Consider the following 12,028-nt stretch of genomic DNA (forward strand, 5'->3'; position numbering starts at 1 on the left):
GAAGGCCAGGCTAGAGCGCTTCCCGACTGCAGTTCATCCTCCGTTTGGATGAAAGAAAGCTTCAGCCTCCCGCCACGCGCCCCAACAACGCCACCAGCTCCGCCTGGCGTTCGGTCTCCGTCTTGCGCAAGAGTGCGCGTAGCTGGCTGCGAATGGTGGTGATGCTCACCTTCAGCCGTATCGCGCAGGCCTCGGGTGTCAGGCCTTCCATCAGCAGTAGCGCTAGACGGGTCTCGGCGGGCGTGAGCTTGAACAGGTCACGCATTCTGTCCGGATCGATAGGCTGGCTGGAGAGCGTCAGCAAGACGAGGGGAGAGCGGGCGTCCGGCAGAATGCTGGGGGCTACGGGAACCACAAGGAGTAGTTGGCTGGCATGTTCTTCGAGCCTGATTAGGCCGGCGCTTGGCGGACCGCCGTGACCGGCTGCGCGTTGAATCGCCTTGCCGAGCGGCACGCCGTCACGCCGCGCTCTCAGCCCGCCCTGGTGGAGACGCAAGGGGGCGTCCGGCTGCCGTAACAGCGCCTCGCCGCGCGGGCTGGCGAACTCCAGGCGTCCCTGATCATCGACCAGCCAGCAGCAGGGGCCGGATTGGGCGAGCAGTAGCGATTGCTGATGAAGCTGTCTGGTCAGGGTCGCCAGGTGGCTGGCGAAGGCTCCCGCCAGCCGTAGATGCGGCGAAAGCCGTTCGAGTAGCTCTTGCTGTTCCGCTGCGGGTGTCCTGCAGTCCGTTTCGGTAATCAGGGTCAGATAGGCGTTGTGGCTGGGGGTTTCGTACAGCTTCACGTAGGAGTTGTGCCCCATGTCGACTGGCCGCATGAACTCCTGATAGTAGGGGTGGTGGCTCAGGGTCTTGGCGCTCAAGTGCTGCCAGTCGTGATACCAGAGCCCGATTTGGCGCTGGGGCATGCAGTCCAGCCCAGGGTCCAACTGATGAAAATATTCGGCGTAGCTCTGGAGTGCCGTTTCACTGCATCTATGGTACTGGGTGACCTTGCCATAGCGCTCGCCTCGCGCCTGGATCACCACCCCTCCTTGCTGTCGCCCGCTGAGCGGGATCAGGCGTTCCAGCAAGGCATCCCAGCGGCTCTCGTCCAGGACGCATTCGTAGCAGAGCCGTATCAGCTCGTCGTAGTGTCGCTGCATGTCAGGATCCATCCCTGTCGCGTCACCAGCGAAGACGTCTATCTCCTACCTTTCGCTGCCCGTCTCAAGGATGCATCCAGGCTTACATTCGCACAATGATGGCACTTGATGGGGATCATCGGCCCCGGAGCGGCTGTCGCTCACCGTTGCGCCGGAACCCTACCTTCACAGCGTGGCGCACCGCGTCTCTGGCGCACCAGGCGCTTGCCCAGGGCCATGCCAGGGATCTCGATGTATCTGTAGGTCAGGCAAGCCAGGGCGAAGACCACCACCAGTTCCAGCAGCACCAGCAGGTTGTCCAGCAGCGGACTGCCGGTGGCGATGTAGCGGATCATGAAGGGCACCGGGACGTCGTGAGAGGGGGCCACCACCGTGAAGTCCCGGTGCAGCAGCTTGCCTAGCACGATGACGGCGCTCTTGAATACGAAGATCACCGCGGCGTGGCCAAGGTAGATCGAGTAGGAGAGCACGCCCAGGCGGACGAAAACGCCCTGGTGCAGCACGCTGGAAATCAGCCCACGCTCGAAGGCGAAGGTGAGGATGGTGAAGCAGAACACCAGGCTGGCCAGTACGCCTTTCTTAGGGACCGGCAGGTCGGAGGTCATCACTGCGGTGGCGGCGATCAGGCAGGCCACCTCCAGCAGGGTGCCACCGAACTGCTCCGGCTGGCGGGTCTTGATCCAGACATAAAGGCGATAGGTGCAGGCGCCGCCGAAGAAGCACGACAGTCCACGGAAGATCTCGGTCTTCAGCGGCAGCACGGGGAACAGCAACTGCAGGAAGGCCAGCAGGGCGATCACCAGGAACCATTGGCGGTGGTGTCCCTGGCCTTTGAGGACCAGCAGGCCGAACATCAGGTAGAGGTAATACTCGATGCTGATGCTCCAGGATGGATAGTTGAACGAGCCGGTGATGGCTTCGCCCAGCCAGGACTGCAGCAACAGCAGGTTGGGCAGGAACTGTTCGGGGCCGGTGGCGCCGCTGAAGGCTGGATCGTTGAAGGTGATGCCCAGACGCTCGGCCAGCAGGCGGCCGGTCTCGAGCAGCACATAGAGCGCGAGCATGGCCAGATGCAACGGCAGGATGCGGGCTGAGCGACTGATGGCGAAGTCGCGGTAGTCGTTCGGGGAGCGCAGACGGGTTTCGTAGGTGTGCATCAGCACGAAACCGCTGAGCACGAAGAAGAACTCGACGAATAGATAGGCGTTGGCGATCAGCGGATTTTCCGAGGCGGCCTGGGCGACATAGGTGTGGAACAGGACCACCGCCACGGCCAGCAGGCCGCGAAAGCTATCCAAAGCGACGAATCTTTCCATGGGACTTCCCTGTGGGCACGACGAAGAAGGGCAGCGAGTGGGTGCGCTGGCGCTAGGGCGATGGGGATAGCGAATCGGGGAGGTAAACGAGGGGTGGCATGGCATCCTGGCTCTTGTGCATCGCAAGCGGCTTCCAATAGTCGAACTATTACTTGCTGTTACACTTTGATCACCAAAAGCCCACGAGTTCTTGCTAGGCCATCCGTGGCCAGGCTTTTTTGTGATTGCAGTCACCAATTTTTGGATAGGTTGTCGCACAACTGCAAGAAGACGCCGCCTGGCTTGGCTGGCGGCGCTTCGTTCAGCGGGGGCCGAGCGTCTGGCAGTCGGAGGGCTTGACGTACTTCTGCAGGACGGCCCATTGCGGGCGCGGCTTGCCATTCACCGGCTCGATGGCCAGCGCGTAGTTGCCCCAATTGGGACCAGCCGCCCAGTACATTGCCGGGATGCATTCCTGACGCAGGCGCGCCAGCAGCCGATCCATCGCCGCCAGCCAGCGTGGGTCATTGTCCGGCACGCCGAATTCGCCGATGTGGCCTCGCTTGCCATGCTGCTTGAGCCAGGTGAGGAAGGGCTCCACACGGCGGATGCCGACGTCCGGATCAAAGTCGGTCATATCCTTCTTGAGGTACTTGCCGCCGCCGTCGTTGTCGAAATAGACGTGCGCGGAATAGATCAGGTTGTCCGCCGGATCCTTGAGTTCGAGCAACTTGGCGTTGTAGCGCGGCCAAAGGTAGCTGCTGGACCAGCCATTGCCCTCGACCAGAATTGGCCGGGATTTATCCACCTGGCGCACGGCGTCGATGCCGTGCTGGGCAGCGATCGGCCATTGCTCAACCGCATCGTGGGGCTCGTTCATGATGTCGTAGGCGACCAGCGCGGGGTGCCCATGCCAGCGCTGGGCGAGACGCCGTAGCACGTCGGCATAGGCCTCGTAGGGCACGGCTGGGCTGCCGATGACCTGGCCGCGGTATCTCATGTAGTTGTGCAGATCGAGCACCACGCGCATGCGGTAGCGCTTGGCGTTGTCCAGCGTCTGGTCGATCAGCTTGGCGTAGGTCGGATCGAGGTCCGCGCCGAGACGGGGCTGCAAACGCTCCCAGATGATCGGGAAGCGGATGACTCGGATGCCCTTGGCCGCCCAGCGCCGGTAGTGGCCGGCATCGGGAAAGAAATAGTTGGTCCCGGGCTTGCCCGGCAGGACGTGGGGAGCGAAGCCGGCGCCGGAAAAATTCAGGCCGACCAGGTCGGTGGGAAATTCCCTGGCGTCGCTGGGAGCGGCTGACGCGGTACCGAGGCTGAACAGCAGGACGAGAGGCGCGAAAGCGAATTTCAGGCGAAGCGTCATCGGCTAGGTCCTTGGCAGTGACGGAGGACGGTGATCGCGGGCAGGCGCTGCCCGACTCGCCCATGAGGCCAGAATAGACGCCGGGAAGTTGCAGTCGTCGTGTTCAGAAGGTGAGGCAGGCAACGTTAATGCCGCGCCAAGACCGTGAAATTGCGAGCTGTGTTTTGGCGGAGGGGCAGGGGAGTTGTCGCGAAGGCGCCCGAAAGGCCATGGAACGGCGGACGTCGAGGGTATCGAGGCGATCGATGAACTGCCTGCGACGGCTTTCCGTCTGACGACGGCGCAGAGCAGATCATCCAGCGACGGTCTTCAGCGGCGCAGGCAGATGCCTGCCCATTGCTCGGCTTCGCGGCGGGCCGAAGCCTCGTCGCTGAATTCGGTGATCAGGCCGCCGTGGGCATATACCACCACCCAATTTTCCACCTTGGGTTGCAGCAGCAGGACGGGGGCAGGAGAGAGGGTAGCGGAGTCCAACGATGCACAAGCCGTCATGTCATTCATAACGTTCCCTTTGAAGTTAGCTCGTTAAATAGTCTGTTGTTATAGCGGCACCAGGAGCGGCATCGAGTGCTGTCACTGGGCCACCTATTGACCTTGGGATGGCTGAATGATCCCTCGATGCGTCAGCCACTCGTCAGAATGATAGAGAGGTGCCAAAAGCCCGGCGATGTACTGGTGCACAGAAAGATGTTTCAACCATGACCATACGTCAGCTGGGCTGTGTCCTCTTCCACGAAACCGAAACGGCCGTTTCAGTCATTCGTGAAAGTCTTCACGCCGCCAATGCCAACGCGATAACAGTAAGGCTATTAAGTTTGTGTGCTGCTACTCAAGGAAAGGGCGGCGCGGATGCCCACTGATCGTCCGGGCTGGCGGAGGCCTGCGCATGGGCGCGGGGCCGCCCGCCATCCTTCCGGCCAGCTGATCAGGGTTGGCATTGAGCCAGTCTATTGGGTTAGCCTGAAAAGGAGTTGGCGAACTATCGACTGCGATGGGCGTCAATCTCTTCGGTCGAGGCAAAGTGCCATGTCGCTACCTGCGTAGAGGACACCCAAGGGCGCTGCGGACTTTCGAGAGCCGCATCACCCCGTTGGTCCAGCCGGCATCCCCCCATGCCCCGCTGTGTCTCGACCCTGAATCCGGGCAGCCGTCGTGCACCTCGCCCTTGGCGCGAGTTCCGCCGTTGGAAGGCACGTGGCCTGTCCGCCCGTTGAAGGAGCCTGACATGGCGAAGTTCAAGACCCTCCTGCTCGGCACGGCCGTGGGAGTGGTGATCCTGGCACTGCTGGTGCACTGGATCGGTATGGATACGCTGCGTACCTATCGCGCAGACCTCTGGTTCTATCTCCAGGCTCATCTCTATCTGGTGGCGCTCTCCATGCTCGCGGCACTGCTGGTGGGCATTCCCGCGGGCGTGGTGCTCAGCCGGCCGCGCTTCGCCCGCAGCGCCGAGCGCTTCATGCAGGTATTCAACATCGGCAATACCGTACCGCCGCTGGCGGTGCTGGCCATCGCCCTGGGCATCGTCGGCATCGGTGACGGCCCCGCCATCCTGGCGCTGTTCCTCGCCTCGCTGCTGCCCATCGTGCGCAACACCTACGAGGGGCTGAAGAACGTGCCTGCCTCGCTCAAGGAGGCCGCTACGGGTATCGGCATGACGCCCACCCAGGTGCTGACCAAGGTGGAGCTGCCCAATGCCGTGCCCATCATCGTCGGCGGGGTACGGGTGGCCCTGGCGATCAACGTCGGCACCACGCCGCTGGTGTTCCTGATCGGCGCCAACAGCCTGGGCAGCCTGATCTTCCCCGCCATCGCCCTGGAGAACCAGTCGCAGCTGCTGCTGGGCGCCGCCGCCACCGCCCTGCTGGCGCTGCTGCTCGATGGCCTGGTGCTGCTCGCCAGTCGCCTCTGGCTGGAACGCGGCCTGGCCCGCTAAGGAGACGAGATGAAGAAGTTGCTTATCGCCCTGGGCGCCGCCTGGTTCAGTCTGACCCTGGCCAGTGGTGCCCAGGCCGACCCCATCCGTATCGGTGCCAAGGTCTTCACCGAGCAGGCCATCCTCGCCGAGCTCACCGGCCAGTACCTGGCCAAGCACGGCTACCAGCCGGAGATCGTCGGCGGCCTGGGCAGTACCATCGCCTGGAACGGCGTGAAGAACGCCCAGCTCGACCTCACCTGGGAATACACCGGGACCTCCCTGGTGGCCTATAACCACGTCACCGAACGATTGGACAAGGAGGCCTCCTACCAGAGGGTCAAGGAGCTGGACGCCAAGACCGGGCTGGCCTGGCTCGCGCCCACGCGCTTCAACAACACCTATGCCCTGGCGCTGCCGGAAAAGGTCGCCTTGGCCCATCCCGAGCTGAACACCATCAGCGACCTGGCTCGCCTGCTCGAGACCGAGGCCGGCAAGCGTCACTTGACCGCCCTGGACATCGAATTCGCCAACCGCTCCGACGGTCTCGCCGGCCTGGTCAAGGCCTATGGCCTGACCTACACCCGTGACGACATTCGTCAGATGGACCCGGGCCTGGTCTACACCGCGCTGCGCAACGGCCAGGTCTTCACCGGCCTGGTCTACACCACGGATGGCCGCCTGGATGCCTTCAGACTCAAGGTGCTGGAAGACGACAAGGGCTACTTCCCCGACTACACCGCTGCTCCCGTGGTGAACGCCGGATACCTGGCCAAGCACCCGGATCTCGCCGCCTTGCTCAAACCCCTGGCGGAAAGCCTGGACCAGGCCACCATGCGCCAGCTCAACGCCAAGGTGGACATCGAGCGGCAGACGCCAGCCCAGGTGGCCCGCGACTTCCTCGCCCAGCACCCCCTAGACGGAGGGCAATGACCCATGGATTTCGTCACCTCCTTCAATCATATCGACTGGCTGCAGGTCCTCGAATTGACCCGCCAGCACATCACCCTGGTGGGCATCGCCGTGACCCTGGCGATCCTGGTGGGCGTGCCCCTGGGTATCCTCATGACCCGCTACCCCTGGCTGGCCGGGCCGCTGCAGGCGGTGGCCACGGTGGTCATGACGCTGCCCTCCATCGCCCTGTTCGGGCTCCTGCTGCCGTTCTATTCCAAGTTCGGCCAGGGCCTCGGTCCGCTGCCGGCCATCACCGCGGTGTTCCTCTATTCGTTGCTGCCGATCCTGAGAAACACCTACCTGGCGCTGACCAATGTCGAGCCAGGCATCCGTGAGGCGGGTGCCGGTATCGGCATGACCTTCTGGCAGCGCTTGCGCATGGTCGAGCTGCCCATCGCCCTGCCGGTGATCCTCGCCGGGGTGCGTACGGCCGTGGTCATGAACATCGGCGTCATGACCATCGCCGCCACCATCGGCGCCGGTGGCCTAGGCGTGCTCATCCTTACCGCCATCAGCCGCAGCGACATGGCTACCCTCATCGTTGGTGCCGTGCTGGTCAGCCTACTGGCCATCGTCGCCGACCTCGTCCTGCAGTGGCTGCAGCGCCGCCTCACCCCGCGCGGCCTGCGCAACGCCCATTAAGGAGTCCCAGATGATCGAACTCGACCGCCTGACCAAGACCTTCAAGCAACACGGCAAGGACGTGACCGCAGTGGACGCCGTGAGCCTCACCGTGGAGGAGGGCCAGATCTGCGTCTTCCTCGGACCCTCCGGTTGCGGCAAGACCACCACCCTGAAGATGATCAACCGCCTCATCGAGCCCACCTCGGGGCGAGTGCTGATCAATGGCGAGGACACCACCGGCATCGACGAGGTGACGTTGCGGCGCCATATCGGCTACGTGATCCAGCAGATTGGTCTGTTCCCCAACATGACCATCGAGGAAAACATCACCGTGGTGCCCAAGCTCTTGGGCTGGGACAAGAAGAAATGCCGCGAACGCGCCACCGAGCTGATGAGCATGGTGCAGCTCGATCCCAAGCAGTACCTGTCGCGCTATCCGCGCGAGCTGTCCGGTGGTCAGCAGCAACGTATCGGGGTGATCCGCGCCCTGGCGGCCGAGGCGCCGCTGCTGCTGATGGACGAACCCTTCGGCGCGGTGGACCCGATCAACCGCGACGCCATCCAGAACGAGTTCTTCCAGATGCAGCGGGCGCTGAACAAGACGGTGATCATGGTCAGCCACGACATCGACGAGGCCATTCGCCTGGGCGACAAGATCGCCGTGTTCCGTGGTGGGCGCCTGGTGCAGTTCGATCACCCGGACACCCTGCTGGCCCATCCCAAGGACGAGTTCGTCAGCAACTTCGTTGGCCAGGACAGCACCCTCAAGCGCCTGCTGCTGATCCGCGCCGAGGATGCCGCCGACAATGCGCCTTCGATCCAGGCCGAGACCCTGATCGGCGATGCCGTGGAGTTGATGGAGGAGCATGACCGCCGCCATGTCGTGGTGACGGATGCCGCCAACAAGGGCCTGGGCTACGTGCGTCGCCGCGACCTGCGCGGCCAGAGCGGACCGGTGGCGCCCTTCATCACCCCGTTCAAGGCCACCGCGGCCTTCGACGAGCACCTGCGCATCCTCCTGTCGCGCATGTACCAGTTCAACAGCTCCTGGCTGCCGGTACTCAGCGCCGACAACGACTTCCTCGGCGAGGTAACCCAGGAATCCATCGCCGACTACCTGAGCAGTGGGCGGTCACGCGGCAAGACCAGCATCGTCTCGCCGGCGGAGCAGGTGGCGGGGTAGGGCGCGGTAAGCCTATCGGCACACAGTCTGTTCAAAGGCTCGCGAGCTAGAGCCAAACAAGGCCTAGGCGGCCCCGCGAAAAGGCCTGAGGAAGCGGATCGAACTCGCGCGCGAGTTTACGAGTTGTAAATGAGCATTCCGATGGGGCCGCCTAGGCCGGGCTGGCGACCCAGGGCCTTTTCAACTCGGTTTGGCCGACGCGCAACAGCCTTTGGATAGGCTCTCAGGGGCGGATCTCGATCAGGGTGCCATCCTTGACCAGGCCCCAGATCTCGCGCATGTCGTGGTTGGTCAGGGCAATGCAGCCATTGGTCCAGTTCAGCGTGTTGAAGTACCACTCCGGGTACTCCTCGTCGACGGGGGTACCGTGCAGCATGATCATACTGCCGGGTGGTACCCCAGCCTTGTGGGCGCGCGCCAGATCTTCCCGATTGGGATAGGAGATGTGCATGGCCAGGTTGAACTTGTCGCTGGTCTTGCGCCAATCGATCCAATAGAAGCCTTCCGGAGTGCGCTGGTCGCCCTCGCGCAACTTGGGTCCGCGGGGATTCTTGCCCAACGAGACGCGATAGGACTTCATCACGGTAGCGCCGCTGAGCAGTTGCAGCTGATTGCGCGACTTGATGACCAGCACCTTGTCGATCAGCGGTGCGGTGGGCTGGCGGATCACCGTGACGCTGGTACTGGCCTGGGCCAGGTGGGGAAGCAAGGAACCGCACAGCACATAGCAGAGCGCCAACAACAGGTGCAACGGACGCATGTCGGGTAGATCCTCGGAAGAGCTCAGGCAGGCTTGCGCTCGACCACCATGGGTGCCATGCCTTCATGGCGCAACGGGAAGACGCCCTGGCGTCGGTCGGCGAAAAAGCATTCTAGTGTTCGCGTGATGACCGGAAAAGCCAGAGACGACCAGGGGATGTCGGCTTCGTCCAGAAGGCGCACATCCAGGCTTTCCTCGCCCACGGCGAAGCGCCCATCGACCAGTTCGCCGCGAAACAGCATGTAGATCTGGTTGATGTGCGGCAGGTCGAAGAGGGTATAGAGCGCCAGACCCTGCACGGCGGCGCCGGCTTCCTCGAGGGTCTCGCGGGCGGCGGCCTCGGGGGTGGTCTCGCCGTTTTCCATGAAGCCTGCCGGCAGCGTCCAGTAGCCTCGGCGCGGTTCGATGGCGCGCTGGCAGAGCAACACCTTGCCTTCCCAGGTCGCCAGGCAGCCGGCCACCACGCGGGGATTCTGGTAATGCACCGCGCCACACTGACAGCAGACCAGGCGCATCCGGTTGTCGCCTGCCGGAATGCGTTCCTCCAGCAGCCCGCCACAGTGGTTGCAATGCTTCATCGTTCATCCTCGTTTTACTGCAGTGTGCCGGGGCCATCCCGCCGCCCGCAAGCGATGGCTGGACTTGGGATTGCCCCGCGGGCGTGCCATGATCCATCGGGATACGATGAGTTAGGAGAGTTCCGGCGTGGATGAGTTGCTCCAGCGCCTGCGTCACTACCAGCCGCGCACCCTGAGCGGCGCCGAGACCTACCAGGAAGCGGCGGTACTGGTGCCCATCATTCGGGGTGAGCATCCCGAGTTGCTGCTCACCCTGCGCGCCAGCAATCTGTCCACCCACGGCGGCGAGGTGGCGCTGCCCGGCGGGCGTCGCGATCCCGAGGACGTCGACCTGGTCGCCACTGCCCTGCGCGAGGCCCATGAAGAAGTCGGCCTGCCACCGGGCCTGGTGGAGGTGATCGCGCCGCTGAGTCCGCTGGTGTCGCGCTACGGCCTGGCGGTGACACCCATCGTCGCCCTCATCCCCGATCAGCTCGAGTACGTCCCCAGCGAAGCCGAGATCGCCGCGGTCTTCACCGTGCCGCTGCAGTTCTTCTGCGAGGTGCCACCGGACTACACCCTGAGGGTCGACCACGACGGTCTGCGCTGGCAGGTGCCCAGCTACCAGTACGGCGAGTACCGCATCTGGGGACTGACGGCGGTGATCATCGTCGAACTGGTCAATCTGCTGTACGACGCCGACATAGTGCTCAAGGCACCGCCCAGGCGCGGTTGAGCCGGGTACGGCAAGGTAAAGGCACATGCCAAGGCGGGCATTAACGGGCACAATGCGCGGCCATTCGAGGGAAGCCGCATGACCACCGCCGATTCACCCGTGCGTTCGCCCTGTGTCCATGTCTGTGCCCTGGACGAACAGGACATCTGCATCGGTTGCCAACGTAGCGCCGCCGAGATCACCCGCTGGATGACCATGAGCGACGCCGAGCGCCGCGAGGTGCTGCTGCGTTGTGACGAGCGCGCCCAGGCGAGCGGTGCGGCCTTCCTGACCTGACATCAGCCGGAGAGATCTGTCATGCCCCGTATCGGTACCCCCCTGTCCCCCAGCGCCACCCGCGTGCTGCTCTGCGGCTCCGGCGAGCTGGGCAAGGAAGTCGTCATCGAACTGCAGCGCCTGGGCGTCGAAGTCATCGCCGTGGATCGCTACGCCGATGCCCCGGCCATGCAGGTCGCCCACCGCAGCCACGTCATCGACATGCTCGACGGCGCCGCCCTGCGCGCGGTGATCGAGCGCGAGCAGCCGCACTTCATCGTGCCGGAAATCGAAGCCATCGCCACCGCCACCCTGGTGGAGCTGGAAGGCGAGGGCTACACCGTGGTGCCCACCGCCCGCGCCGCTCAGCTCACCATGAATCGCGAAGGCATCCGCCGCCTGGCCGCCGAGGAACTGGGCCTGCCCACCTCGCCCTATCATTTCGCCGACACCTACGAAGACTACGCCGCCGCGGCCGAAGCACTCGGCTATCCCTGCGTGGTCAAGCCGATCATGAGTTCCTCGGGCAAGGGGCAGAGCCTGCTGCGCAGCGCCGACGAGCTCCAGGCCGCCTGGCAGTACGCCCAGGAAGGCGGACGCGCCGGCAAGGGTCGGGTGATCGTCGAGGGCTTCGTCGATTTCGACTACGAGATCACCCTGCTCACCGTGCGTCACGTCGGCGGCACCGCCTTCTGCGCGCCGGTCGGCCATCGCCAGGTCAAGGGCGACTACCACGAGTCCTGGCAGCCCCAAGCGATGAGCGAGAAGGCCCTGGCCGAATCCGAGCGGGTCGCCCGTGCCGTCACCGAGGCTCTGGGCGGCCGTGGTCTATTCGGCGTGGAACTGTTCGTCAAGGGTGACCAGGTCTGGTTCAGCGAAGTCTCGCCGCGGCCACACGACACCGGTCTGGTAACCCTGATTTCCCAGGATCTCTCCGAATTCGCCCTGCATGCCCGGGCCATCCTCGGCTTGCCGATCCCGGCCATCCGCCAGTTCGGCCCCTCGGCCTCGGCTGTGATCCTGGTAGACGGCGAGTCGCGCCAGACTGCCTTCGCCAACCTGGGCGCGGCCCTGGCCGAGCCCGATACCGCGCTGCGCCTGTTCGGCAAGCCGGAGGTCAAGGGCCAGCGCCGCATGGGCGTGACCCTGGCGCGCGACGAAAGCATCGAGGCCGCTCGTGCCAAGGCCGTGCGCGCCTCCCAGGCGGTGAAGGTCGAACTGTAACGGCAGCTGCTC

At 64.1% G+C, this 12,028-nt stretch carries 13 protein-coding genes; 7 read left to right on the plus strand and 6 right to left on the minus strand.

Annotated features, from left to right (window positions below; genetic code table 11):
• Nucleotides 1-61: 61 nt before the first annotated feature.
• The 4 genes from QZ471_RS22380 to QZ471_RS22395 form a co-directional block, all read right to left on the minus strand.
• Nucleotides 62-1,144 carry a helix-turn-helix transcriptional regulator gene (locus tag QZ471_RS22380; protein WP_295468012.1) on the minus strand — a complete coding sequence of 361 codons (1,083 nt, stop codon included), beginning with the start codon at nucleotides 1,142-1,144 and terminating at the stop codon, nucleotides 62-64.
• Between the two features lie 140 nt (nucleotides 1,145-1,284).
• A complete protein-coding gene (locus tag QZ471_RS22385; protein WP_295468014.1) occupies nucleotides 1,285-2,460 on the minus strand; it encodes an acyltransferase in 1,176 nt (391 codons plus the stop codon).
• A gap of 301 nt (nucleotides 2,461-2,761) precedes the next feature.
• Entirely contained in the window at nucleotides 2,762-3,808 is a 1,047-nt protein-coding gene (locus tag QZ471_RS22390; protein WP_295468016.1) for a glycoside hydrolase family 5 protein, read from the minus strand.
• Between the two features lie 309 nt (nucleotides 3,809-4,117).
• Nucleotides 4,118-4,309 (minus strand): hypothetical protein, encoded by a 192-nt coding sequence (locus QZ471_RS22395; protein WP_295468018.1) that lies wholly within the window; start codon nucleotides 4,307-4,309, stop codon nucleotides 4,118-4,120.
• Nucleotides 4,310-5,033: 724 nt separating this feature from the next.
• On the opposite strand from QZ471_RS22395, the gene QZ471_RS22400 reads away from it, so the two are divergent.
• From QZ471_RS22400 to QZ471_RS22415, 4 genes are read left to right on the plus strand one after another with little or no spacing between them, the layout of a single operon-like run.
• Nucleotides 5,034-5,744 carry an ABC transporter permease gene (locus QZ471_RS22400; RefSeq protein ID WP_295468020.1) on the plus strand — a complete coding sequence of 237 codons (711 nt, stop codon included), beginning with the start codon at nucleotides 5,034-5,036 and terminating at the stop codon, nucleotides 5,742-5,744.
• Nucleotides 5,745-5,753: 9 nt separating this feature from the next.
• Nucleotides 5,754-6,656: a glycine betaine ABC transporter substrate-binding protein gene (locus QZ471_RS22405; RefSeq protein WP_288479564.1), complete on the plus strand. Its 903-nt coding sequence runs from the start codon at nucleotides 5,754-5,756 to the stop codon at nucleotides 6,654-6,656.
• Nucleotides 6,657-6,659: 3 nt separating this feature from the next.
• Nucleotides 6,660-7,319: an ABC transporter permease gene (locus tag QZ471_RS22410; protein ID WP_295468023.1), complete on the plus strand. Its 660-nt coding sequence runs from the start codon at nucleotides 6,660-6,662 to the stop codon at nucleotides 7,317-7,319.
• A 10-nt stretch (nucleotides 7,320-7,329) separates the two neighbouring features.
• Entirely contained in the window at nucleotides 7,330-8,484 is a 1,155-nt protein-coding gene (locus QZ471_RS22415) for an ABC transporter ATP-binding protein (protein ID WP_295468025.1), read from the plus strand.
• Between the two features lie 223 nt (nucleotides 8,485-8,707).
• Here QZ471_RS22415 and QZ471_RS22420 read toward each other — a convergent pair whose 3' ends face one another.
• Together QZ471_RS22420 and QZ471_RS22425 are read right to left on the minus strand one after the other, a co-directional pair.
• On the minus strand, nucleotides 8,708-9,244 hold the full coding sequence (locus QZ471_RS22420) for a L,D-transpeptidase family protein (RefSeq protein WP_295468027.1): 537 nt from the start codon (nucleotides 9,242-9,244) through the stop codon (nucleotides 8,708-8,710).
• 23 nt (nucleotides 9,245-9,267) lie between these two features.
• Nucleotides 9,268-9,822, minus strand: a complete 555-nt coding sequence (locus QZ471_RS22425) for an NUDIX hydrolase (RefSeq protein WP_295468029.1) — start codon at nucleotides 9,820-9,822, stop codon at nucleotides 9,268-9,270.
• A 127-nt stretch (nucleotides 9,823-9,949) separates the two neighbouring features.
• On the opposite strand from QZ471_RS22425, the gene QZ471_RS22430 reads away from it, so the two are divergent.
• From QZ471_RS22430 to purT, 3 genes are all read left to right on the plus strand, one after another.
• Nucleotides 9,950-10,537, plus strand: coding sequence for a CoA pyrophosphatase (locus tag QZ471_RS22430; protein WP_295468031.1), 588 nt, complete (start codon nucleotides 9,950-9,952; stop codon nucleotides 10,535-10,537).
• 78 nt (nucleotides 10,538-10,615) lie between these two features.
• Entirely contained in the window at nucleotides 10,616-10,813 is a 198-nt protein-coding gene (locus QZ471_RS22435; RefSeq protein ID WP_295468033.1) for a DUF1289 domain-containing protein, read from the plus strand.
• Between the two features lie 21 nt (nucleotides 10,814-10,834).
• Nucleotides 10,835-12,016 carry a formate-dependent phosphoribosylglycinamide formyltransferase gene (purT, locus tag QZ471_RS22440; protein ID WP_295468035.1) on the plus strand — a complete coding sequence of 394 codons (1,182 nt, stop codon included), beginning with the start codon at nucleotides 10,835-10,837 and terminating at the stop codon, nucleotides 12,014-12,016.
• The last annotated feature ends 12 nt before the right edge of the window (nucleotides 12,017-12,028 follow it).

The sequence above is a fragment of the uncultured Pseudomonas sp. genome, assembly GCF_913774235.1.
Classification (GTDB): domain Bacteria; phylum Pseudomonadota; class Gammaproteobacteria; order Pseudomonadales; family Pseudomonadaceae; genus Chryseomonas.

What these genes read in the sequence shown, in the direction of transcription:
- QZ471_RS22380 (WP_295468012.1), bottom strand. Translation starts at nt 1,144, where the DNA reads ATGCAGCGACACTACGACGAGCTGATACGGCTCTGCTACGAATGCGTC.
- QZ471_RS22385 (WP_295468014.1), bottom strand. Translation starts at nt 2,460, where the DNA reads ATGGAAAGATTCGTCGCTTTGGATAGCTTTCGCGGCCTGCTGGCCGTG.
- QZ471_RS22390 (WP_295468016.1), bottom strand. Translation starts at nt 3,808, where the DNA reads ATGACGCTTCGCCTGAAATTCGCTTTCGCGCCTCTCGTCCTGCTGTTC.
- QZ471_RS22395 (WP_295468018.1), bottom strand. Translation starts at nt 4,309, where the DNA reads ATGAATGACATGACGGCTTGTGCATCGTTGGACTCCGCTACCCTCTCT.
- QZ471_RS22400 (WP_295468020.1), top strand. Translation starts at nt 5,034, where the DNA reads ATGGCGAAGTTCAAGACCCTCCTGCTCGGCACGGCCGTGGGAGTGGTG.
- QZ471_RS22405 (WP_288479564.1), top strand. Translation starts at nt 5,754, where the DNA reads ATGAAGAAGTTGCTTATCGCCCTGGGCGCCGCCTGGTTCAGTCTGACC.
- QZ471_RS22410 (WP_295468023.1), top strand. Translation starts at nt 6,660, where the DNA reads ATGGATTTCGTCACCTCCTTCAATCATATCGACTGGCTGCAGGTCCTC.
- QZ471_RS22415 (WP_295468025.1), top strand. Translation starts at nt 7,330, where the DNA reads ATGATCGAACTCGACCGCCTGACCAAGACCTTCAAGCAACACGGCAAG.
- QZ471_RS22420 (WP_295468027.1), bottom strand. Translation starts at nt 9,244, where the DNA reads ATGCGTCCGTTGCACCTGTTGTTGGCGCTCTGCTATGTGCTGTGCGGT.
- QZ471_RS22425 (WP_295468029.1), bottom strand. Translation starts at nt 9,822, where the DNA reads ATGAAGCATTGCAACCACTGTGGCGGGCTGCTGGAGGAACGCATTCCG.
- QZ471_RS22435 (WP_295468033.1), top strand. Translation starts at nt 10,616, where the DNA reads ATGACCACCGCCGATTCACCCGTGCGTTCGCCCTGTGTCCATGTCTGT.
- purT (WP_295468035.1), top strand. Translation starts at nt 10,835, where the DNA reads ATGCCCCGTATCGGTACCCCCCTGTCCCCCAGCGCCACCCGCGTGCTG.